The sequence below is a fragment of the Wenyingzhuangia sp. IMCC45533 genome (assembly GCF_054111225.1).
Genome location: NZ_CM134197.1, coordinates 1,237,260 through 1,260,620, shown reverse-complemented (window position 1 = coordinate 1,260,620; position 23,361 = coordinate 1,237,260). Strand labels below are relative to the sequence as shown.

At 32.2% G+C, this 23,361-nt stretch carries 25 protein-coding genes and 1 tRNA gene; 10 read left to right on the top strand and 16 right to left on the bottom strand.

Features of this window, described 5'->3' with window-relative positions:
• Position 1: 1 nt before the first annotated feature.
• Positions 2-757 carry an enoyl-CoA hydratase/isomerase family protein gene (locus ACXGQW_RS05575; protein ID WP_457824108.1) on the top strand — a complete coding sequence of 252 codons (756 nt, stop codon included), beginning with the start codon at positions 2-4 and terminating at the stop codon, positions 755-757.
• A 1-nt stretch (position 758) separates the two neighbouring features.
• A complete protein-coding gene (locus tag ACXGQW_RS05570) occupies positions 759-1,208 on the top strand; it encodes a 6-pyruvoyl trahydropterin synthase family protein (protein ID WP_457824107.1) in 450 nt (149 codons plus the stop codon).
• A 189-nt stretch (positions 1,209-1,397) separates the two neighbouring features.
• Here ACXGQW_RS05570 and ACXGQW_RS05565 read toward each other — a convergent pair whose 3' ends face one another.
• The 4 genes from ACXGQW_RS05565 to ACXGQW_RS05550 form a co-directional block, all read right to left on the bottom strand.
• Entirely contained in the window at positions 1,398-1,727 is a 330-nt protein-coding gene (locus tag ACXGQW_RS05565; RefSeq protein WP_457824106.1) for a hypothetical protein, read from the bottom strand.
• 82 nt (positions 1,728-1,809) lie between these two features.
• Positions 1,810-2,394, bottom strand: a complete 585-nt coding sequence (gene pth, locus ACXGQW_RS05560; RefSeq protein ID WP_457824105.1) for an aminoacyl-tRNA hydrolase — start codon at positions 2,392-2,394, stop codon at positions 1,810-1,812.
• A gap of 141 nt (positions 2,395-2,535) precedes the next feature.
• A complete protein-coding gene (locus ACXGQW_RS05555; RefSeq protein WP_457824104.1) occupies positions 2,536-3,114 on the bottom strand; it encodes a 50S ribosomal protein L25/general stress protein Ctc in 579 nt (192 codons plus the stop codon).
• 8 nt (positions 3,115-3,122) lie between these two features.
• Positions 3,123-4,064, bottom strand: a complete 942-nt coding sequence (locus ACXGQW_RS05550) for a ribose-phosphate pyrophosphokinase (RefSeq protein WP_457824103.1) — start codon at positions 4,062-4,064, stop codon at positions 3,123-3,125.
• Between the two features lie 113 nt (positions 4,065-4,177).
• Here ACXGQW_RS05550 and ACXGQW_RS05545 point away from each other — a divergent pair.
• Positions 4,178-4,259: transfer RNA gene (locus ACXGQW_RS05545), tRNA-Leu, on the top strand.
• A gap of 1,056 nt (positions 4,260-5,315) precedes the next feature.
• On the opposite strand, the gene ACXGQW_RS05540 is transcribed toward ACXGQW_RS05545, so the two are convergent.
• The 9 genes from ACXGQW_RS05540 to ACXGQW_RS05500 all read right to left on the bottom strand — a co-directional run bounded on the left by ACXGQW_RS05540 (position 5,316) and on the right by ACXGQW_RS05500 (position 11,209).
• Positions 5,316-6,659, bottom strand: a complete 1,344-nt coding sequence (locus ACXGQW_RS05540) for a hypothetical protein (RefSeq protein ID WP_457824102.1) — start codon at positions 6,657-6,659, stop codon at positions 5,316-5,318.
• Positions 6,660-6,721: 62 nt separating this feature from the next.
• Positions 6,722-7,111 (bottom strand): hypothetical protein, encoded by a 390-nt coding sequence (locus tag ACXGQW_RS05535; protein WP_457824101.1) that lies wholly within the window; start codon positions 7,109-7,111, stop codon positions 6,722-6,724.
• A 10-nt stretch (positions 7,112-7,121) separates the two neighbouring features.
• A complete protein-coding gene (locus ACXGQW_RS05530; protein WP_457824100.1) occupies positions 7,122-7,394 on the bottom strand; it encodes a helix-turn-helix domain-containing protein in 273 nt (90 codons plus the stop codon).
• A gap of 178 nt (positions 7,395-7,572) precedes the next feature.
• Positions 7,573-8,166 carry a hypothetical protein gene (locus tag ACXGQW_RS05525; RefSeq protein ID WP_457824099.1) on the bottom strand — a complete coding sequence of 198 codons (594 nt, stop codon included), beginning with the start codon at positions 8,164-8,166 and terminating at the stop codon, positions 7,573-7,575.
• Positions 8,167-8,211: 45 nt separating this feature from the next.
• Positions 8,212-8,427 carry a hypothetical protein gene (locus ACXGQW_RS05520; RefSeq protein ID WP_457824098.1) on the bottom strand — a complete coding sequence of 72 codons (216 nt, stop codon included), beginning with the start codon at positions 8,425-8,427 and terminating at the stop codon, positions 8,212-8,214.
• A gap of 13 nt (positions 8,428-8,440) precedes the next feature.
• Positions 8,441-8,581 (bottom strand): hypothetical protein, encoded by a 141-nt coding sequence (locus ACXGQW_RS05515; protein ID WP_457824097.1) that lies wholly within the window; start codon positions 8,579-8,581, stop codon positions 8,441-8,443.
• A gap of 4 nt (positions 8,582-8,585) precedes the next feature.
• Entirely contained in the window at positions 8,586-9,938 is a 1,353-nt protein-coding gene (locus ACXGQW_RS05510) for a tyrosine-type recombinase/integrase (RefSeq protein ID WP_457824096.1), read from the bottom strand.
• Positions 9,939-10,339: 401 nt separating this feature from the next.
• Positions 10,340-10,870: an ImmA/IrrE family metallo-endopeptidase gene (locus tag ACXGQW_RS05505; protein WP_457824095.1), complete on the bottom strand. Its 531-nt coding sequence runs from the start codon at positions 10,868-10,870 to the stop codon at positions 10,340-10,342.
• Positions 10,871-10,873: 3 nt separating this feature from the next.
• Complete coding sequence (locus tag ACXGQW_RS05500; RefSeq protein WP_457824094.1) at positions 10,874-11,209, bottom strand: helix-turn-helix transcriptional regulator; 336 nt, start codon at positions 11,207-11,209, stop codon at positions 10,874-10,876.
• A 719-nt stretch (positions 11,210-11,928) separates the two neighbouring features.
• Here ACXGQW_RS05500 and ACXGQW_RS05495 point away from each other — a divergent pair.
• Genes ACXGQW_RS05495 through ACXGQW_RS05485 form a run of 3 tightly spaced genes read left to right on the top strand, consistent with a single transcriptional unit; the run spans position 11,929 to position 14,616 of the window.
• Positions 11,929-12,906 carry a multiubiquitin domain-containing protein gene (locus ACXGQW_RS05495; protein ID WP_457824093.1) on the top strand — a complete coding sequence of 326 codons (978 nt, stop codon included), beginning with the start codon at positions 11,929-11,931 and terminating at the stop codon, positions 12,904-12,906.
• A gap of 14 nt (positions 12,907-12,920) precedes the next feature.
• Positions 12,921-14,282, top strand: a complete 1,362-nt coding sequence (locus tag ACXGQW_RS05490) for a ThiF family adenylyltransferase (RefSeq protein WP_457824092.1) — start codon at positions 12,921-12,923, stop codon at positions 14,280-14,282.
• 1 nt (position 14,283) lies between these two features.
• On the top strand, positions 14,284-14,616 hold the full coding sequence (locus ACXGQW_RS05485) for a DUF6527 family protein (RefSeq protein ID WP_457824091.1): 333 nt from the start codon (positions 14,284-14,286) through the stop codon (positions 14,614-14,616).
• Between the two features lie 42 nt (positions 14,617-14,658).
• Here the strand turns inward: ACXGQW_RS05485 and ACXGQW_RS05480 are convergent, their stop codons facing one another.
• Complete coding sequence (locus ACXGQW_RS05480; RefSeq protein ID WP_457824190.1) at positions 14,659-14,853, bottom strand: helix-turn-helix domain-containing protein; 195 nt, start codon at positions 14,851-14,853, stop codon at positions 14,659-14,661.
• Between the two features lie 359 nt (positions 14,854-15,212).
• On the opposite strand from ACXGQW_RS05480, the gene ACXGQW_RS05475 reads away from it, so the two are divergent.
• From ACXGQW_RS05475 to ACXGQW_RS05460, 4 genes are all read left to right on the top strand, one after another.
• On the top strand, positions 15,213-16,211 hold the full coding sequence (locus ACXGQW_RS05475) for a GntR family transcriptional regulator (RefSeq protein ID WP_457824090.1): 999 nt from the start codon (positions 15,213-15,215) through the stop codon (positions 16,209-16,211).
• Between the two features lie 15 nt (positions 16,212-16,226).
• Positions 16,227-17,114: an aldose epimerase family protein gene (locus tag ACXGQW_RS05470; RefSeq protein WP_457824089.1), complete on the top strand. Its 888-nt coding sequence runs from the start codon at positions 16,227-16,229 to the stop codon at positions 17,112-17,114.
• Positions 17,115-17,186: 72 nt separating this feature from the next.
• Complete coding sequence (galK, locus tag ACXGQW_RS05465; protein WP_457824088.1) at positions 17,187-18,335, top strand: galactokinase; 1,149 nt, start codon at positions 17,187-17,189, stop codon at positions 18,333-18,335.
• An 18-nt stretch (positions 18,336-18,353) separates the two neighbouring features.
• Positions 18,354-19,376: a UDP-glucose--hexose-1-phosphate uridylyltransferase gene (locus ACXGQW_RS05460; protein WP_457824087.1), complete on the top strand. Its 1,023-nt coding sequence runs from the start codon at positions 18,354-18,356 to the stop codon at positions 19,374-19,376.
• A gap of 68 nt (positions 19,377-19,444) precedes the next feature.
• Here ACXGQW_RS05460 and ACXGQW_RS05455 read toward each other — a convergent pair whose 3' ends face one another.
• A complete protein-coding gene (locus tag ACXGQW_RS05455) occupies positions 19,445-21,112 on the bottom strand; it encodes a hypothetical protein (protein ID WP_457824086.1) in 1,668 nt (555 codons plus the stop codon).
• 244 nt (positions 21,113-21,356) lie between these two features.
• Positions 21,357-23,255 carry an acetate--CoA ligase gene (acs, locus tag ACXGQW_RS05450; RefSeq protein ID WP_457824085.1) on the bottom strand — a complete coding sequence of 633 codons (1,899 nt, stop codon included), beginning with the start codon at positions 23,253-23,255 and terminating at the stop codon, positions 21,357-21,359.
• Positions 23,256-23,361 lie beyond the last annotated feature (106 nt).

Sequence of the window (23,361 nt, the reverse complement as noted above, 5' to 3'; positions counted from 1 at the left end):
TATGGAAGCATTTGTAAAAACAACCATTCAAAATCATATTGGGGAGATAGAGTTTTTTAACCCTGCTAGTAATTCTCTAAATAGTCTTCAGCTTAAAGAATTGTCCAAAGCGATACTCATTTGCGGAGAGCACCATGAGGTTCGTGTAATTCACTTAAAAAGTAGTGGAGCGCGTGCTTTTTGTGCAGGTGCTTCTTTTGATGAATTATTAGCGATAGATGATTTGGAGACTGGTACTAGTTTTTTTATGGGCTTTGCCAACGTAATTAACGCCATAAGAACCTGCGATAAAATAGTAGTAACTTCTGTCCAAGGAAAAACAGTAGGAGGAGGTGTTGGAATTGCGGCAGCTAGTGATTACGTATTTGCTACGGAAAGCGCGAGTATAAAATTATCAGAATTAAGTATTGGGATAGGGCCATTTGTTATTCAACCCGCAGTATCAAGAAAAGTAGGTTTGTCAAACTTTACAGCATTAACATTAAATCCTAAAGAATGGAAAACTGCTGTTTGGGCTAATAATAGCGGTTTGTTTCATAAAATCTATCCGTCTATTGACAATTTGACTCACGGAGTCAATCAATATTTGGAGGATCTAGTTAGTTATAATCTAGAGGCCTTAAATGAATTAAAAAAAGCACTTTGGGCTGATACAGAGCATTGGTCTGATTTGTTACAAGAAAAAGCGACAATTAGCGGAAAATTGGTGTTGTCTAAAGAAACAAAAAAAGCATTATCTCAGTTTAAAAATAAATAAGATGAACAAAATAAGAATTACAAAAAAGTTTGATTTTGAAACAGGTCATGCGTTACATGGGTACGATGGTAAATGTAGAAACGTACATGGGCACAGTTACAAGCTTTACGTAACCGTAATTGGTTCACCTATCAATGATGCTAATCATGTAAAAAACGGGATGGTGATTGATTTTACTGATTTGAAAAAAATTGTAAAATCGGAAATAGAAGATGTTTTTGATCATGCTACTGTATTTAACAAAAACACACCTCACGTAGAACTAGCGAAAGAATTACAGGACAGAGGGCACAATGTAATATTAGTAGATTATCAGCCTACAAGCGAAATGATGATTTTAGATTTTGCTGAAAAAATAAAAAATAGACTTCCAGAGCATATCACACTACATTCTTTAAAACTACAAGAAACAAGTAGTTCGTTTGCAGAGTGGTTTGCTAGTGATCAGTAAATAATTTACAGATTTCGGTTACCATTTATTCAATTAAGATTTTGTTAAATAAAAAAGGACTAGTCTCCGTAAAATTTACAAGCATTATCTGTTAGAAAAGAACCTCTTTGTTCTAAAATTGAAATCCTTGCTAGAGCTTAGTGTCGAAAATTATTCGATTCTAATCAATCATCAAGAAAAAGTCTGATTTTAGATAGAATCTGTTTTGTTTGTGGTTTTAGAGGATATTGAAATCCCCAATTTTGTTCCAAAAACGATAGTTAAAAATAGTAAACAGGCTAAAGAAGCAATGAGTAAATGGTGTTTGTTACTAGGGAATAGTAAAACAAAATCATAATCCTTTATGGTGGCCGAGTAGCTAGAGACACAGAAAGGAAATACAAAAAGTCTTACTTTGCTCCAAGTATCTTGTCTTTTACCTTGCTGATTCGTTGATAGCACGAGAGCAAACCCAATGATACAAGAAATACCCACAGCACTAGTCCAAAGTTTTAACGAGGGGGTAAAGTATATTGCCATAATAACTAAGTACCAGAGTAGGTAGCACCACAGAATAATTTTTGGAATTTTGATGTTTTTAAAATAGTTGAGAATTACCATATTACTTTATATCATCAACCTGTTTTCCGTTGTATTGGTTCATTGTGTTGGCAATACCAGCAGTACCAAAAGAAATAATAAGCTTAGAAGCCTTGTCTAGCAATTCAGGAAAGTAACGCTCTTCATCGCTGTTCCATTCTCCCAAAACGTAGTTTACTTGTTTTCCCTTACTAAATACAGCACCAATTCCAAATCTAAATCTAGCATAATTTTGGTTGCCTAACTTTTCGTTGATGTCTTTTAGTCCGTTATGCCCACCTGCACTTCCTTTAGCCTTGAGTCTAAAAGTTCCAAAGTCGATATTTAAATCATCTGAAATAACAAGTATGTTTTCTTGAGGGATTTTTTCTTTATCCATCCAGTACTTAACGGATTTACCGCTCAAGTTCATGTAAGTGGAGGGTTTTAGTAAAATAAAAGTTCTTCCTTTAAATTTAAAAACAGCAACATCACCTAGTTTTTCAGTAGAAAAAGAAGTGTCTTGCTGCTTTGCCAATTCATCTAAAACTTTAAAACCAATATTATGTCTTGTGTTTTCGTAATCTGCTCCAATATTACCGAGTCCAACAATTAAATATTTTTTCATTGAGTCTGTTTCGTTTGTGAGTTGTTTCGTTTGAAGCCATTTGGAAAAGAATGTCATCTTTTTTTAGCAAATATAACATTCTATGACATAAAAAAAGAGCGTTACTTAGTAACGCTCTTTTATGTTTATAAATAGTAAATACTATTCTTCAGTTTCTTCTGTAGTAGCTTTAGCAGCGTTACGAGACATTCTTACTTGAGAAACAACTGTGTTGTCGTTATGTAAGATTTGGTACTGATCGTTTCTTAAAGCAGAAACGTATAATTTGTTTCCAATTTGTAGTTCAGTAATATCAGCTTCTACTATATCTGGTAAATTAGCAGGAATTGCTTTTACTTTTAACTTACGTAAGTTTTGACGTAAAGCACCCCCAGCAATAACTCCTTTAGAGTTACCAACTAATTTTACTGGAATGTTCATGGAAATTTCTTTATCAGCTTGTAATTGATAAAAATCTACATGAGTAATAGCATCGTTGATTGGGTGAAATTGAATATCCTGTAAGATAGCTTCGTAAGTTTCACCGTCAACATCAATCTTAGCAGTATACACGTTTGGAGTATACACTAAGTTTTTAAACGCTTTTGCTTCTGCTGAAAAGTGTAAAACTTTGTCCCCTCCGTATATAACGCAAGGTACCTGTCCAGCATTACGTAAGGCTTTAGTCGCTGACTTACCTACGCTTTCTCTTTGAGATCCTTTGATTGTAATTGATTTCATAATATATATTAAATGATAAATTTATCCGTAATTGACTTAAAGTTTTGGACCTTTTCCATTACTTCTGCAAATAAGGGAGCGCAAGATAGTACTTTTATTTTAGAACTCTTCTTTTTTAACGGAATAGTATCTGAAGTAATTAATTCTGTTAAAGCAGATTTTTCGATTTTGTCGTAAGCATCACCAGATAAAATAGGGTGCGTTACAATAGCTCTTACACTCAAAGCTCCTCTTTCCATCATCAAATCCGCAGCTTTTGTTAATGTACCGGCAGTATCAGCCATATCATCAACCAATACAACGTGCTGTCCTTCAACATCTCCAATTAATTCCATATGAGAAACTTCGTTGGCTTTTGCTCTGTGCTTATAACAAATAACTACATGACTTTTTAAGTACTTAGCATATGCATAAGCTCTTTTAGAACCTCCCATATCTGGAGATGCAATAGTCAAATTCTCTAAACCTAAACTTTCTAAGTAAGGTAAAAACACGGTAGATCCGTATAGGTGGTCTACTGGTTTTTCAAAGAATCCCTGAATTTGTCCTGCGTGTAAATCCATGGTCATCACACGAGTTGCACCAGCAGCTGTTAATAAATTTGCAACCATTTTGGCACCAATAGCCACACGAGGTTGATCTTTTCTGTCTTGACGAGCCCATCCAAAATAAGGAATTACAGCCGTCACGTGCTTTGCCGAAGCTCTTTTACAAGCATCTAAGATAAGCAACAACTCCATTAAGTTGTCAGAGTTTGGGAAAGTAGAACCAATGATAAAGACTCTTCTTCCACGTACGGTTTCGTTAATTGTTGGTTGAAATTCACCATCGCTAAACCTAGCAACAGTTAAATCTCCTAATTCTGTTCCGTAGTGTTTAGCTATAGATGCAGCTAATTCAGTACTTTGGGAACAAGCAAAAACTTTTGGAGTTAATTGATTAACAGACATTTGAGTTTGTATTGTTAAGTGTGTTTTTATTTGTTTGCAAAAGTAGAAATATTTTTTTGTTTACCTAGTGTTAAAACATCGATATTTTTTTACATTTGCAAACCCAAGTCCATGCCTAGGTGGCGGAATTGGTAGACGCGCTGGATTCAAAATCCAGTTTCTTCGGAAGTGCGGGTTCGATTCCCGCCCTAGGTACAAGAAAAAACCCTTAACTATTTGATTTTAAATAGATTAAGGGTTTTTTGTTTTTATAAATCCCCATATATTCCCCATATTGTTGAAAGTGAAAGTGTTGTAAATAAAAGTTCTATTGTTGAGTTTGTTCTTGAAATAAGTTTGATTAATCGAAACAATACGCGCGCGAGTGACCTCTAAATACTATAAATGTGTTATAACTTCTGAGATTTTTAATCTCATAATGCGCGAACAGATACGAATGAAGTCTTGTTCTTTCAACTAAGTTCTAGGTATTGTTTGTATGTAATAGTTGGTGTAAAATCTTCATATATGTTTATGTATGACCTCTAATTACTCTTTAGTAAGTAATGCTATTGATTTGCTATAATGTTTTGAAAGATTGACATTTGTAAGCAATTTGTTTTTGTTACTCACGCGCTACGACGTCTAAAAAACCTTTAAAATTAAAACACGTTAGCAGATAGGGAAATATTACGTGCATATAAATAGAGATTTTTGCTTTTTGTTGCACTATTTAGATTAAATATAAGTTTGTAAATTTTTAGATACTTTTTGTCCTATAAAAAACCCAGTGTTTACAGGGGGTGTGAAGAGGGGTGTTTTTTAAGTAGTTGACTATCAGTTGTTTTTTGATGTTTTTGTGTCCTAACACAGATCATTATGTTGTTAGAGATTTGTCACATTAAATTCTTAATAGCAAAGCAATGGGCAAAAATAGAAAAGAAAAAGAGAAGACTAAAGAGTTGATTTTTTTATTGTTAAAATTGATTATTGAACTTTTTAGATTGACGAACTCAGTGTTATCGTTGATAAACATACTTTCGGTGGAATTCCGTTTTGATTAATATAACCTTAACTTTTATTAACAGGTTTATCTTGTTGGATGTTTATGTACACTCGTCAATAGATAAGCACGAACTATTGAATTTGTGAATAGCAAAAACAGACTAGCAGATAATGACGTTTTAATTATCGCGCGCGAGTACTGGTCACTTTTGAGATTTTAAATTTATACACACGAGAACAGATAGCAACGAACTATTAAAGGTAAGTCTAGAATAATGTAGGTTGATTGTTCGAGAACTGGTGTGTGCGCAAGTAGTTGCTTTTTTTGTTTCTTATGTTGTGTGCAATTTCTTTTATTTCAGTTTCTAAGTTAACACCAATCCATTTAACAGATAAATATTTGTTTTTAATGATTAAGTAATTTTGATAGTCTTCATTTAGAAGATATTTTAACCCAGTATGTGATAATAAAATACTATCTCTTTTTTGCATTGATATATCCATGCCAGTAATCAAACACTTTCTATTTTTTACAGATGTTCCAATCTCGTTTTTGATGTTGGGTTTTGTAAGGTTGTAAAGGGGTGTATTTTGAGTAGTGTTTTGGGTAATATTTACCCCTATATACAAGGTGTCTTTTATTACCCTACTTTGGTTTTCAGAAAGGCGGTCTTTTATTACCCCACTTTGTAGTAATTTTGACCTTATTTGGGCGTGTAAATTCTGTGAGTATTGATTGATGAATTCTTGCAACTTTTTTTTGGGTGAATCTCTTTTGTTTGGTTTTAAAGTATCAAACCAGTAATTAATATTTGAATAATTTAAAAGACTTGTTTTTTCTCTTTTAGTTAATGTTTTAGTGCATATAGTCTTGTCGTAATAAACAACCTCATCAAGCCGTTTTAAAATGAGTTTTAATCCTTTTTTTAGTGTTTCCGAATTCACATCTGCGAAAGTTTCAATTCCTGTGCTTTCGAACGCTTCGGACTTTTTACAAGCCACCTCAACACGTAAAACATTTTTATCCATTCCGCACTGCTTGCCTTTGTTGTAAATCTTAACCCTGTATATGCTGTGCCTTACTTCTCTGTATTTTCTATTGTGACCAGTTTCAAATACTTTACCATGATGATATAGTAAGCCTGTAATAAATAGTTGAGGATCAAAAAGAGTGTTTATATTTAATCCAAACTCAATATTTTGAAATACCATTTGTTGAGGTTCACAGCATAGCAATTCACATAGGTGTCTTCTAGTATTTAATAAATCTTGTAGCGTGTATTGATTGCCATTAAATCCTTTGTAGTTGGTAGGATTGTAGTTGGGTGCTAAAACATTATTTAGAGAGTTCCACATTTTATGTATGCTACCCTTAAAATAGACTAATCCGCTACTGTAAATAGTTATTTTACAATAATGATAATATGCTACTGTTTTGCCTGAGCAGTCTCCATTTTTTTCTGATACAAGTAATTTAAAATCCAAACTAGGTCTGTTTTTTATGTAACTGATATTAGGGTTTTTTAGTAATATTTTAACGTAATCAAACAATGATGTGTTTTGTTTTGATGTTGGTAAAAGAATATATTTGTAGTAGGTATGCGTTGCCACAATTACCTAACATTTGAACAGAATAAAGGAGGGAGTTGAATACCCTCCTTTTTTTATGGTTATTAGTCTGTTATAAAGTGCTTTACTGCGTTGAGGTCTTTTGTGTAGTAGTTCTTAAAGAAGTAAATTTTTAAACTACCTTGACTCTTGCAGTATTTAAATATTAAAAGGTTTTTACGTTTTTGAGTATCTCCGTAATACAAACAACTGGTTTCAGTCTTAAACATACCTGTAAGCCATTTTTTCGCCCATTTATTTACCTCTCGTTCTTTTATCCAGTAAATAGGCATAGATAACGCGCAATTGCGATTTGTAGATAGATTTAGTTTGTTTGATAGGGTAGGAGTTCCGTTTTTAACCTCAATGAGTTCAAAGTGTTTTGTGCTGGTGTACTTTCCTATGTTTATTTCTTTATAAACATGAATTATCGGAGTTGGTATGTGTGTTGCCATAATAGTACAATTATTTTTCCAGTTTAATAATTGCTTTCATTATATCCGAACGTTTGTAGTAAACGCGTCCTTGTAAAGAGTATGGAATAAGTTTGTTTTGTTGTTGCCAATTCCAAAGCGTGGATTTGTTTATTTTTAGGAGACTTGCAGTTTCTTCTCTTGTAAGAAGTTCTTCGGGTTTTTGTAGTTCTTTTTTAAACTCTGAAAGTTGACTTTTAACTCCTTCTAAAATTGCGCTTTGCAATTGTTCGGGTGTTATTTGGTAAAATTGTACTGTTTGCATAACTGTGTTTTTTAATGTTATGCAACAAAATTCAATCTATTTAATAAATTAGTTATCAATAAAAAATTATTCAATCTTAACAGGTACTAATCGAACTTGACCAATTAAATATTGATGTTAATGACAATTCTATCATATTATTAAAAGTCCTCCCCCCTCATAGTAGGGTATTTTATTTTTAAGAAATATAGAAATATTTTCTTAGGGTATCTCTTGAGTATGTGAAGTTGAAGTTATTTGTTATAAAATCTATAAACTCTTCGTTCGAGCCTTTTATATATTTTATTTTCAAATTCTTTAATTCGTGAAGTAAGTCTAAATCGTTTTTTTTTATCATTTCAAGTTTCCAGTCACTACCATATTTTTGTTCATCAATCTTTTTTATGTAGTTTTCAAGTGATTTTACTTTAATGAATGATTCATTACTGATTGCATCTAGTATGTAAACAAATGTGTGTTTATCAATTTTATTCATCTTTAGGGTTGTGATTGTTTTGAATATTTGCCACCTTCCTTTTTCAGAATTAAAGAAACTCAATTTAATAAAGTAATAGAAGTATTCTAATACCTCGTTGTTTTCGCAAAGCCGAATTATTTTCTCTTGTATATCCTCAATACTAAAATTTTTATTTTTTTTAATAAAAATTCTGTCATCACTTAGAATAATAAATAGTTTAGTTAGTTTTTCTTTATCTAAATGATTATTTGAAGGTATAGAATCGTATATTAATCCTTTTAATTTTTCGTTAAAAACATCATCTTTATTTAGCATGAAGCAATTTTTTTATGTGTTCATAGTATTTTAGATTAAATTATTTCAACCTTTACTCATACATATATTGTTAGAATGTAGTAGGTCTATTAATCCATGTTGTTTTCTTTTAAGGTCGTTTATTATTGATTTTTCAATAATTTTAATAAACATTCTTAATTCATCGTAGGAGTATTTTGTATTAAAAGAGAAGTCGTAATTTAATTCTTTGGCTAAAAGGTGGACTTTTAACGTGAGTAATTGTTTGTCTTCCAAATTCATTTTAATACAGAGATTAAATTAATTTGAACTTGGAGTGCATCAAGTTTATCCTTCTATCATTTTCTATTATCTGCAATCTCATTTGCTCTAATATTTCTTGTACTCGTGCATTTTTTGCAGCATACATTTGAATTACTTTGACTTCTTTTTTCATGTGTTTATTGATTAGAGACGTTTTTGATTACAGTCATTTTGTTGTCTATTGGGTTTTTTTGTTCTTCCTTAGATTTTTGTAACTTATTGTATTCGTTTCTCATTTTTTTAACCTGTGATAGTTTTCTGCTTCTATCTTGATTTACGTAAATATTTACGGTTTCTTCTTTGCTATGTCCTGTAATGTGCTTTACTTGAGAGCCAAACACTTGATAGTAGTGCGTTGTGGCTGTTTTTCGTAGTGTATGCGAGGTTATTAATTGCCATTTAGGGAATATCCCCTCTTTTTTACGTTTACACATCTTGCCGTCTATCTCTACGACTTGAGTAATTGCACCGTCCGTAGGTTTGTTTATTTCTGCTAGTTTGCAAATTTCTTTTAAGTATTCATTAAAACGTTGTTCAGATAATGGAGTAGGCAAACCGTCTTTTATAATTTCTTCAATGACCTCATCAATTGGTATTACTATTTCTTTCGTGTCCTGTGATTTTTTTTGAGTAAAAACAAAACATTTTGTCAGTTCTCCGTCTAAGTCGGGATGATGTTTTATGTTGTCTTCTGTAAGTGGTAGCAAATCACTTACCCTTTGTGCTATTTGTAAACCTAGTAAAAGCCATTTACGAGCGTTTATAAGACGTTCTTTTGTGATTGTTAGTTCTACAATGTTCTGTATTTCGTTATTCTCTAAAACAACAGGTTTGGGGTTTCTCCTTTTAATTCTTTTAATGTAGTCTAATTCTTGTGATGTGGGTATTTTATAACGTCTCGCGTGTCTACCAATTGCAATCAAATCATCTGAATATTTTTTTGCTGTATTGTGGCTGTAACCCTCTTTGCTTACTTGCCAATGTATAAAGTTGTCATAAAAGAACTGGTCTATCTCAATAATTTTATAAACGTGGTTTTTTTGATATTTCTTAAAAACATTTAAAAGGGTGTTTAATTGTTTAATTCTGTTTTTAGATAAACCTTTTTCGCCGATGCTGTTTTCAAACAAATGCGAGTTATCAATTACGAACTCAATCCAGTACTCAATGCTTGCGTTTTGTTCTTTTTCTTCTTTATTCGTGAATCTATTGTAATTGGTTTCTAGCCATTTCTTAGAGGGTTCTAGTCCTTGCGTTGTAATGTCATTTAAGTTTTCTTGAATATGACTGACAATTGTATCTAGTATATTTTTTAATTGTTTTAGTTCGGCGGTGGTTTCTTTAGGTCTTTTGGTTTTAGGATTCCATTTTTTACCGTCTATTGTTAAACCTGTGGAAATTGTGTAGTCATGTTTAACTCCACTTTTTAATCTAATATAAATCGTTGAGGTTGCTCCTTTGGTTTTAAGAATTGGGTTTATAGTTGCCATTGTCTAAATATTTGAACATTGTGAAAATACAACTTTCCCCATATTTTCCCCATATATTCCCCATAATTATACAATTAGATTAAATACTATTAAATTTATAACACTCTGTTTTTATTGTTTTTATTAGGTTTGTTGGTTGTTTTTGAATCTTTGAGATTGTTTGGAAATGCTGTTGGTGATTCCCGCCCTAGGTACATAGAAAAACCCTTAACTATTTGATTTTATAGATTAAGGGTTTTTTGTTTTTATAAATCCTCATATGTTCTCCACATTGTAGAAAGTAAATACCACGTTATTAGTGTCTTAGTTTTTTCTAAAACGTCTAATTTTTGAAATCGGTAAGAATAAGTAAGGTTTTTTGATGTTTCATTTGTACAGATTATGTATGGTAAAAACTATATCTAGTAGTTGTATTCGAAATATCCAAGAGACTTTAATCTTATGTCCATTGCTTGTTTACTTACATTAAATACCTTAGTTAAGCAGTTAACCTGTTCTACGTAGCTCAAATTATCAGGCAAATTATCTATTTGCTGAGATATCAAATGTTCAGGCATTAATAAATTTGCAGCAAATATATTAGCTTCTCTTTCTATTTCGTAGTCGTCATTAGTGTTTTTGTTTCTTCTGTAAATCTTTTCTTGATAATAATCAATAAATAAGGGTTGCTCAGAATGCAGGTTAAAATGACCAATTTCATGTGCTATAGTGAATCTTTTTCTTACTTCTGAATGATTTTCGTTTAATCCAATAACATTTCTCCCTTCTTTCCTTACAAAAAAACCTGATAGATTATCTTCCAAGTTCTGCTTATCAATCTTAATATCAAGTTTCTGTGCTAGTGCCTCTACATCAATAGGTAGACTATTAACATTGTTTTCTTTTAGAAGATTGTAGCTTTTTTTTACGATATTTCTGATTTTATCTTTCATAAATTATAGGTACCCTTTGATTATACTTAAATCTCTTTTAGATATATTTTTAGATGCTGATTTAATTATCTGATGATATTCCTCGCTAACCTCATTTGTAAGTGCGTAGTAGTCTTCTAAGGTCGGTATAATATCTTCTACTTTACATTCTAAAGCTATAGCGATATCAAACAATGTAGAAATAGTTAAATTAAATTTACCTGCTTCTATGTTAGATATAGTTGGTCGACTTACAGTGGTTAGAGAAGATAATTCACTTTGACCTAATTTTTTGGTTTTACGAATTCTTCTAATGTTTTGACCAACTAACTCGTTAATAGGGTTTGTTTTTTCAGTCATTTGTAATAGTTTCTAACGTATTTAGATGCAACTTAACTCAAATTTGAAAACTTTTAAATTTTCGAAAAATAAATTAAATGTGAGTTTTTTTGTTTAAAAGCTAATCCTAAATTAGTATTAGCGACCTTGGTAATAAGGCAATATTCCAGAGTTAAATCTCTTTTAATGTGTTGATTAACCTCTTTTTTATATTTATATAACACTTCATGAGTGTTGTACAAATATAATCAAATATATTAAAAAAATGTTAGCTGAGTTAACATTTTAGTATAATTTAAAAAAAGTCGCAATAGTTAACTATATTTGTTTATCTTTGTATGATAACTGACTGTTCGTTAAATTGTAAGAATGGGATGTAAATAAAAAAATCAGATAGAAAATCTACCTGATTTGTGATATGAGAATAACTAAGGGCTGGAAACCCAAAGCAAACTCTACTTTGTTTCTCGCAAAACAAATGTACGAAATATTCTTCATTTCAACAAATCTTAGGTTTTCTATTTGGTTTAATATTAATCACTTAAATAGAAAACATCTCCGTTTTAAACTCTTTTTTAACCCTAAAACTACTGCTATTCAGTATAGTACGTAATTAATTATTAATCTATATGTTTTGTTAGGGATAATGAAAACAAAGCAATTAGGTCGGTTGCTACCATGTCCGAAAGGTATTTAATTTAAAAACAGAGATTATGTCCTATAATAAATAAACAAAAAGGATGGAAGATTTAAAAGATAAACAAGATATTAATATGAAGAATAAAATAAATTTAAAAGAATGTTTCTGTAATGGAGTGAAGCCAGAAATAGCATACGAATATGTATTTCATATAAATGAGGGGGAGTTTGTTACCAAACAGCAATTAGTAACTGGTAACGAACTTCACGAATTATTAGGAACTAGTTCTGATACACATTTTATAAAAATGAAAACTAATAAAGGTAAAATTGATGTTGGTCCTTTAGTTAAAGTTGATTTAACAGAAAATGGAATTGAGAGGTTTATAATTAGACCTTATAAGCAAAGTGTACTTGATCTAGAGGATTACTTTAATAATGGGTCAATACCATATATAACTTATAAGTATTTATTAAAAATTAATCGAGCGAAGTTTGAGGTAGAAGATGATGTCTTATCAAGGGAGGAAATATTACAATTAGTAGGTAAAGATCCTAAGACGAATCGTTTAAGGATGTTCACTAAGAATGGGAAGCGTATTGTAAATGATGGAGAGGTTATTGATCTAACCGAATGCGGGGTTGAAAGATTTATTACAGAAGCATTAGATTGTAAAGAAGGATTCGTTAGTAATATAAAACAGTTAACGATTGAAGATAATGCTTTTTTGGAAAAGTTAAATGTCGTTGTAGTGAAGGAGGGTCGTGTTGATTGGTTAATTTTTAGAGGTTATGAAATCCCTGAGGGTTATAATGTAACAAAATCTGACGTGTCAATTATGATACCCCCACATTACCCAACATCTCAGTTAGATATGTTTTATTTTTATCCTCCATTAGTTAGAAAGGATGGTAAGTCGATAGGAGCTATAACAAATAAAACAATCGAAGGCAAAGTATATCAAAGATGGTCTAGGCATAGAACTTTAGAAAGCAAATGGGATTCTAATATTGATAATATAGAGACGCATTTAGATTTAATGAAGAGTTGTTTGAAATTAGAATTTTCTAAACGTTAAAAATAGTTTAGATTATGCATGTTAAAATAACTCAAGAAATGCATACGGAGTTAAAAAACCATCTTCATAATGGAGATGGTTTAGAAGCTCTTGCTTTTGCATTGTGCGGACGAATGTCAAATAATAAAGAAGATTATTTATTTGTACATGAAATTTATAATTTTCAATACGAAAAATGTGAAAGAGAGCTTGATTTGGTTGCTTGGAAAACAATTGATGTTGAACATATTTTAGAAAAAGCGTGCAGTACAGGCTTATCTATCATCAAAATACATTCACATTTTGAAGAGGACTCAGATTTTTCACATTATGATGATAAATCTGATAAAGATTTTTTTGAATCTGTTTATAGTTGGACTGACGATGATAGGCCTCATGCTAGTTTGATAATGTATCCAAGTGGTAAAATTAAAGGGCGAGTTATAGGGAATGATTTAAAGTTTAGTGATGTTGGAAAAATAACAGTTGTAGGTCATGATATTTTAAAATACCACTCAGTTAAACAGTTAAATTTTGTTCCAGAAGAGTTCAAGAGAAACTCTCAGGCATTTGGAAGTATGACAGTAAATCAATTGAAGTCAATGAAAATTGGTGTTGTTGGGTGTTCGGGGACAGGTAGCCCTCTTATAGAGCAATTAGTTCGTCTAGGAGTGGGAGAGTTAGTATTGGTGGATAATGATGTAGTAGAAGAGAAAAATATGAACAGAATCCTAGGTACTAAAATTTCAGATGCTAAAAACAACGTTTTAAAAGTTGATGTTTTAAGGAGGCATATTAACGAGATAGGTTTAGGTACTAGTGTTATATGTCATTCTAATCTGTTGGAAAATAGTCAAGAAACAATTGATGAACTTGCTAGTTGTGATTTTCTATTTGGTTGTATGGATTCTGTCGAGGGTAGGCATTATTTGAATTTAATTTCTACGTATTATTTAGTTCCACTAATTGATATGGGGGTTCAATTCTTGACTGATGAAAATGGAGGTATAGATAGTATTATTGCAAATATTCATTACCTGTATCCGGGTAGTAGTACTCTTCAAGAACGTAAAGTGTATAGTGAAGATGAGTTAAGTAGAGATAGTATTAAAAGGTTGTCTCCTGATGAATATGAAGAAAGAAAGAGTTATTTTGCTAATGAAGTTGTAGAAAGTCCTGCTGTGATTAGTGTTAACTCTACTTGTTCATCATATGCTGTCAATGAATTATTAGCGAGGATTCATCCCTTTCGTTATAAAGAAAACAAATTTTATTCTTCAACGGTAATTAATTTTTGTGATTGGGATGTTAACTATTCAGCATGTGAATTAACAACTCTTAATCTTCACAAAGATTATATAGGTGTTGGAGCTAAGCAGCCTAATATCAACATTTAGAATGCTTAGTAAATTATTAAAATGGTTTAAGATTCTTTTTGTTAAAAGAAGGACTTATAGGTTAGAATATGTAAAACAATCTCCTGAGTTTTTAAAAGATAATATTGTTTACGTAGAATGTAATATTGATAAATTTGAATATTGGTATGTTGTTTTTAAATGTCCATGTGGTTGCAAAGAGCAGATTGTGTTAAATTTGTTTAAGGACGTGAAGCCTAATTGGGATTTGAAAAAGGACAAAAAATATTTTTCAATTTATCCTTCAGTATTCAGAACTGTCAATTGTAAAAGTCATTTCTGGATGAAGAAAAATAAAATTGTTTGGTGCAAATAGTATTATGAAATATTAAGTAGAGTTGAGATGTAAATCTTGACTCTATTTTTTTTTAAAGATATCAAAAGACAATAATTCAGAAGTGCTTATATCAAATGCAGTAGCAACTCTTTTGAGCATTCGTATCCTCATCTCTTGTTTTCCTAATTCGTATTTTCTTAAGTTTTGAGTATTAACCTCTGCCTTAAAAGCGATTTCTTTAATGCTAATGCCGTTATTTTTTCGAAGTTTTCTAATGTGTTTTTCTAATTCAATGCAAAAGCTCGGAATTTACTTTTGAAAAGAAGGAAATTCGCCATAACTGTCTAGATGTTTCTTTGTACTACGATTACAAGTTCAGTAACAACTTAGCATAATATCCTCCAAATAGAAATACTAGATTTTTCTCAATTAGTCTGAAATACTGATCAATGATTAGTATTTGTTAAAAAAAATATCAAGTATTTATCTAAAAGTGTATAAACTCCAATTATGTGAAATATGTAAGGTATTCTGTTTTTAATTGACAAGTACATAGTGTTTACTGCTAAAAAATATTTTTAAAATAAAATCATACCAGTACATACTAGTTTGTGAAATTTAACTATATTTGCTGTATGACTCTTACCCCGATTGAAAGGAAATTAGGAATGCCTAAGTACAAGCAGATTATCAATTCTGTTGAACAGGCCATTGCAAACAAACAACTTGTTAAAGGAGACAAGTTGCCTTCTATCAGCAAAATACAGAAAGAAAATAAGGTTTCTAGAGATACAGTTTTAACTGCGCTAAATGAGTTAAAAACTCGCGGAATAGTTCAATCCGTAGCGGGAAAAGGGTATTATGTGTTGAGCGAAGACATAGGGGTCGGTAAAAAAGTATTTGTACTTTTTGATGAGTTAAATGCATTTAAAGAAGATTTGTATAACGCTCTACTAAAGTATTTAGAGGTAAATACTGAAGTAGATATTTATTTTCATCATTTTAATACAGAGGTTTTTAACAAACTTATTTTTGATAGCATCGGGAACTATACCGCGTATGTTATTATGCCTGCAAACTTAAAGGATACCAATAGCGTTATTGCTCAATTGCCCAAAGAAAAAGTCTATATTTTAGATCAAATGCACCCAGAGTTAAGAGCTTACGCAGGTATTTATCAAAATTTTGAAAAGGATATTTACGTTAATCTTTCCAAGGGATTGACGGCCATAAAAAAGTACTCAAAATTAATTCTCCTTTTTTCCAAGAAAAATCAACCTCTAGGAATGCTTAAAGGCTTTGAGATGTTTTGTGAAGAAAATCATTTAAACTACGAAGTGGTGAATAGTTTAGAAGATAGAGTTTTGCAAAAGGGGGAGGTTTACGTGATTCCAGATGATAGGAACTTGATAAGAGTCGTAAAAAAAATAAAAGAAAAAGGTTTAGTGTTGTCTAAGGATATTGGAATTATATCTTACAACGACACGTTGTTAAAAGAAGTTGTAGAAGGAGGGATTACAACCATTTCAACAGACTTTAACGAAATGGGTAAAAGCTTGGCGAGAATGTTGAATAACAAAGAGCAAGTTCAGATAGAGAACCCCAACCATTTGTTTTTAAGAGAATCATTATAAAAAAATAGATAAAAATTGTACACAGTAAAAAAAAGTCAGTCTAACGGATTAAGTTACTTAGAAGTAGCGAGTTCAAATGGTATTTCTGTAGCTAAAATTTGTTTAAACAGAGGAGCAGCTCTTGAAGCATTAAAATTAAAAGGAGAAACGTTAATAAAAGATTTGGCTCCTTTAACTTACGAAAACACGTACGCATCATCTATATTGTTTCCTTTTGCCAACAGGATTAAAGATGGTAAATACAATTATAAAGGTCAAGAGTTTCAGTTGGAGTGTAACGAGGGAAATTTAAACAATGCTCTACATGGTTTGTTACATCATAAAAACTTTGAATTAATTTCTGAGGAACTTACTGCAAATCAGGCTGAGGTTACTTTGAGTTATACGGAAACAGAATTGGCTCACGGATTTCCTTATTTGTATTCTGTGCAAGTGAAATACACATTAACCGCTAACTCTTTAGACTTAGAGTTTGGTGTAAAAAATGAAGACGATAAATCTTTTCCTTTTACTTTAGGTTGGCATCCTTACTTTTTAAGTGGAGATTTGTCTAAGAGCAGTTTGGAGTTTGAAAGCACTAAGACAGTCGCTTTTGATGAAAGAATGATTACCAAAAATGTAATTGAGGGAGAAGTAGCCATGCCATTTGAAATTAAAGACCAAGAGCTGGACAATTGCTATGCTTTACAAAGTGGAACTGTTATGTTTAATACTCCTAATTATAAGATGGAAATAAATTCTACAGCAAAAGAAAATTTCTTTCAAATGTACACCCCGCCTGTAGCCAACACAATTGCCTTGGAGCCTGTTACAGGAATTTCGGATAGTTTTAACAATCAAATGGGTTTGCAAGAATTAGAGCCTAATGCTACAGAAAAAATTGTGTGGACCGTTAAATTGTAATAAAAACAAAACCTAAAAATAACTTTTTCACTAAAAGTTATGAATCATAAAATATTTAATTTTTAGAATAACATGGATACTAAACTAGTTCAAAAAGTTTCGGAAAGTTTTGCTAAAAACTTTTCAACAGAGCCAGTATTAATTTACTCGCCAGGACGTATTAACATCATTGGAGAACACACAGATTACAATGCTGGATTTGTATTTCCTGCCGCTATTGATAAGGGAATTGTGGCAGCTATACAGAAAAGTGATAGCAATGAATCTACTGCAATTGCTATAGATATGAATGATACCTACAAATTTGATGTTCACAATTTAGATACCTCAAATTTATCTAGCTGGCATGCATACGTAGTAGGTGTAACTGCAGAGATTCAAAAGAAAGGTAAAACTTTCGGAAATTTTGATATTGTTTTTGGAGGAAACATTCCTGACGGAGCGGGAATGTCTTCATCTGCAGCATTAGAAAACAGTGTTGTTTACGGAATTAATGAGTTGTTTGATTTAGGATTAACTAAATACGAAATGGTTTTAATTTCTCAAGCTGCTGAACATAACTATGTAGGTGTTAAATGCGGAATCATGGATCAGTATGCATCTATGTTTGGTATAGAAAATAGTGCATTGTTACTAGATTGTAGAACAGCCAAAGCAGAGCCTTATAAAATAGATTTTAAAGATTATCAATTATTGTTGTTTAACACCAACGTAAAACATAAATTATCTGATAGTGCTTACAATGACAGACGTGCTGTTTGTGAGAAAACCGCAGAAATGTTAGGAATCGATGCTTTGAGAGATGCTACTGAAGCAGACTTAGAAAAAGTAAAAGATCAACTATCCGCAGAAGATTTTCAAAAAGTATTGTATGTAGTACAAGAGAATGAGAGAGCAGAAAAGGCTTCTGTAGCGATGAAAGAAGGAAAATTAGAAGAATTAGGTAAGTTGATTTACGGGTCTCATAACGGATTACAACATCAATACAAAGTGAGTTGTGATGAGTTAGACTTTTTAGTAGACTTAGCCAAAGAAAATTCAGACATTTTAGGAGCTAGAATGATGGGTGGTGGTTTTGGTGGTTGTACCATCAACTTAATTAAAAAAACAGCAGTAGCTGGTTTTAAAGAAAAGACAGTGGCAGCTTACACAGAAAAATTTGGACATGAATGTTCTCCTTACGAGGTAGCATTATCTGATGGAACAAACGTAATTAAATAAGAAATAAACTATATTAAAATGGATAAGAATTTAGAAGATTATTCACATAAGAGATTTAACATCTTAACTGGAGAATGGGTACTAGTATCACCTCATAGATCAAAACGTCCTTGGCAAGGTCAGAACGAGGCAGTAAATAACGAGAAGAGACCTGAGTATGATGAGTCTTGTTACTTGTGTGCTGGGAATACGAGAATTAGTGGAGATGTAAATCCAAAATATACCGGTACTTATGTTTTTACAAACGATTTTGCTGCTTTGCAAAGCGATTCTCCTGAGTTTGAAGTGAACGATGGTTTGTTACAAGCACAGAGCGAAAGAGGAATTTGTAAAGTAATTTGCTTTAGTCCAGATCACTCTAAGAGTTTAGCAGATATGGATGTTCCTGGAATTACAGAAGTGGTCAAAACTTGGCAGAGAGAATACAAAGAGTTGGGTAGTAATGATATGATTAACTACGTGCAAATCTTTGAAAACAAAGGAGCTGTTATGGGGTGTAGCAACCCTCACCCACACGGTCAAATCTGGTCTCAATCTACGTTACCTAACGAAGTTGATAAAAAAGACAAAACGCAAAGAATCTATTTTGAAGATAAAAAGTCTAGTTTATTAGGAGATTACCTAGCGCAGGAATTAAACGGAGATAGAGAGAGAATTATTTTTGAAAATGATGCTTTTGTGGTATTAATTCCATTTTGGGCAATTTGGCCTTTCGAAGCTATGATTGCTCCAAAAAAGCAATTGAATAGTATTTTAGATATGAATGAAAAAGAAGCTGCTTTGTATGCTGAAGCAATTTCTGTATTAACTAAAACTTATGACAAGTTATTTAATACTTCTTTTCCATATTCTAGTGGTATTCACCAAGCACCTACAGATGGTTTAGATAATTCTCACTGGCATTTCCACATGAGTTTTTACCCGCCATTATTAAGAAGTGCTACCGTTAAGAAATTCATGGTAGGATACGAAATGTTTGGAACTCCTCAACGTGATATTACTGCAGAAGGAGCTGCTCAAAGACTAAGAGATTTACTATAATCTTAAAGTTATATAGAATAAAAAAGGTTGCCATTTGGCAACCTTTTTTATTTTATAAATGCAACTATTTAGAAAGTAACAGCTGTTCCTCCAATAGCAGCTAAAGCTGATATTACCGAGGTTGCAACCAACCACCAAGAAGCAGAAGCAGCGGCCATTCTTGCATTCTCGGATTTGATAACGGCTTTTCTCTTCAGATTTTCGATCTTTCTGTTTGCTCGTTTTTCAATTTCCTTAATCTGGCTCAACGTATCAGTTTTAGCTTCTTCAATTTTGTCTACAACTTTATCAATATCTCCGTCAGAAATATTGGTACTACTCGTTAGTAAAGCACGTAGCGTCTGTTTATCCATCATTCCAATTCTGTTTTTAATGATAGATAAGCTTTCATTCGGATTATTTAAAGCCTTCATCAAGTCAGCTTTCAAACCATTATAATTTAATTCCTCTCTTCCTGTACTATCCAAATAAGCATGAATCTTGCTTTCTATACTTTGTTGTAAAGAGCTGTCATTGCTGTTATCACTCGTAAAGGTTGATCGCAAATTACCAATATTATCCTCAATCAGCGCAGCATATTTTTCAATTTTACTTTTCTCTATAGAAGTGTTTTTATCTAGTAAATCGATAATTGTTTTCTTATCAAATCTTTTTCTGATATCATTAAAAGATTTACTTGGGTTTGAGATGATAGCAGAAAGTTGTGTTTTGATATTATCTGCATCCAAACTTGATTCATCACCTGTTTGTAGGTAGCTTTCAATCTTTTGAACCTGATCGTCAATTTGTTTCTGGTCTATATCAGAAACCTCTGTAATCACATTAGTAATACTATCATAAGCATCGTCTCCTTCATTGTATCTTTCCTTAACAGTGGCCAACAAACTCTTTAGTTTTTCAACCTTACCTTTATTACTATCATCGTTATCAAATTTTTCAATCATTTTCTCGATAGCTCTAACGGTTCCTCCAGACGAAGCTTTTTGATTTACCTCTGTGGTAGATTTGCTAGCAATGGATTCTAAATCTTTTATCAATTGATCGTAGCTAGGAGTTTTCTTTTCAATTTTATTGAAGAATTTAGCAATTGTTTTTTCTATGTTAGAAGTATCAATTGATTTGTCAAATTCACTTCTTACTTTGGTGATGGTAGTATCAATTACTTTATCTATTTTATCTGCATCGCTTGTTTCAAAAGTTTGCTTAATTTTAGAAGAAACGGTTCTAAAGCTAGATAGTGCAGTGCTTGCCAAACCTCCTATAATGGTAGATCCAATTTTCATTTCCATATAGAATAATAAAATAAAGAACAGTGCCCAAATCACTAATCCTGCTGCAATATTAGCTGCGTTTAAACCAAATAAACTAAAGTTTAGTGCAATAGCTGTAGCAGCAAATAGAGAAATACTGGTAGTAATCAAACTCCAAATTCCAAATCCAGTAGTAATTTTAACTGCAGTCGGAGTTCCTGTATCAGTATCGTTACTATATTCATTTTCTTCTTTAACAGCATTTTTGTCTTCATCGAGATTCAACCTGTTTTTAACGTACTTCTTTTTTAAGTCACCAATAGCTGTAATTCCGCAAGCAACCGATAGTGCTGTTAAAATTAGTTGGAAAGCAATAGCCAATACGACTCCCGAAATAATAGCAACTATATAGTTGGGATTCCAACTTTCTGCATCAATAATATTGATTCGTTGCTGTAAACTTGTGATAAACATGCTAGTATTCATAATTTTTTGATTTTTGTTTGAAATCAAAATTAGTTGGACACTTAACTCGTTTTTAGCTCTAATGCAATAAAACGGTGCTGTATATCTTAAGTTTGATAGAGATCAATTTTACGTTTTAAAGACATAATTAGTTGACCTATAAAGGCTCAACGTATTTTGGTCAATTTTTTTGGAAATAAAACAATAGACACAAAAAAGAGAGGTAACCTTTTGATTACCTCTCTTTTTTAATGAGCATAACTAATTATACTAGCACATTATCCTTAATTTCCTGAACGACTTCAGGATTCAATAACGTTGAAATATCTCCTAAATTTTCAGCATCGTTGGAAGCAATCTTTCTTAAAATACGTCTCATGATTTTTCCTGAGCGCGTTTTAGGAAGTCCACTTACAAACTGAATTTTATCTAGCTTAGCAATAGCTCCAATGGTTTTGGTAATCACTTGGTTAATTTCTTTTCTTAACACGTCCTCATCAGTAGCCACTTCATTATACTTAGTTACATAGGCATATAAAGCATTCCCTTTAATATCATGAGGAAAGCCAACAATGGCACACTCTACAATATCTTCGTGCTCGTTGATAGCATTTTCTATAGGTGCCGTTCCTAAGTTATGACCAGAAACAATAATTACATCGTCCATTCTACCTGTAATTCTGTAATTACCCATAGCATCTCTATAAGCACCATCCCCTGTAAAATATTTACCTGGGAAAGCAGAGAAGTAAGTTTCCTTATAACGTTGATGATTTCCGTAAATTGTTCTAGCCATGCTTGGCCAAGCTCCTTTAATGGCTAAACTTCCCTCTGCTGGAGATTCCGTAATTTCTTTTCCATTCTCGTCTAACAACACGGGTTGTACTCCCGGTAAAGGTTGCGTTGCAAAGGTAGGTCTTAATGGAGTAATTCCAGCTAGGGCAGAAATCATAATTCCCCCTGTTTCCGTTTGCCACCAAGTATCCACAATAGGGCAAGTCCCTTTTCCAACATTATCATTATACCAATGCCATGCCTCTTCGTTAATGGGTTCTCCCACAGAACCTAGAACCTTTAAGCTGTCTAGTTTGTGTTTTTCTACCAAATGTAGTGGTTGTTTTGCCAAAGCTCTAATAGCAGTTGGAGCCGTGTAAAAATGAGTAACTTTAAGTTTGTCTACAATTTCCCAGAAACGGCCATAATCAGGATAAGAAGGAACTCCTTCAAACATTACGGTAGTAGCACCACTAGCTAAAGGACCGTAAATAATATATGAGTGACCTGTAATCCAACCAATATCGGCAGTACACCAGTAAATGTCATTCTTTTTAGCTTGAAATACATTTTGAAAAGTATATGTAGTTCCTACCATATATCCACCACAAGTGTGTACCATTCCTTTTGGAGTTCCCGTGGAACCAGAAGTATATAATATAAATAACATATCTTCTGCATCCATGTCTTCGGCAGGACAGTAATCGTCCTTTATCTTTTGTAATTCATCAAACCAAAAAGTGTCTCTACCAGCTTTCATTTGTGTAGGTTCCACAGTTCTTCTGTATACTATTACACTTTCAATACAAGGAGTATTTTCCAGGGCTTCATCGCAAACAGCTTTTAGGTTGATAGGTTTGGTTCCTCTATAAACCTCGTTGGCAGTAACCAATATTTTACATTCGGAATCGTTAATTCTGCTAGCTAGAGCCGATGCAGAAAAACCTGCAAATACAATAGAATGCACAGCACCAATCCTAGCACAGGCTAACATAGCAATAGCCAGTTCTGGAATCATGGGCATGTACAAACATACTCGGTCTCCTTTTTTTATTCCCTTATTTTTTAACACATTGGCAAAAGCAGAAACTTTGTGATACAACTGTCTGTAGGTTATATGTCTAGACTCTTCTACAGGATTATTAGGTTCCCAAATAATAGCGGTTTTGTTCCCTAATTTTTCTAAATGCCTGTCTAAACAATTTTCCGTAATGTTTAGTTTTGCACCTTTAAACCATGAAATTTCAGGTTTACTAAAGTCTGCTTCCAATACTTTGTTCCATTTCTTTCTCCAAACAAAGTTTTGCGCAATTTCTCCCCAAAAGACTTCTGGATTTTGAATACTTTGTTTGTAATCTTCTTTGTATTGACGATACGACTTTATTTTCATGGTTTTTGATGGATTTTTAGGGCAATGAATTTAAGGGATAAAAAATTAATATCAAAAACTATTTTTTATTGATAAATTAAAAGGTTTTTCCTTCTTTGATTGAGTT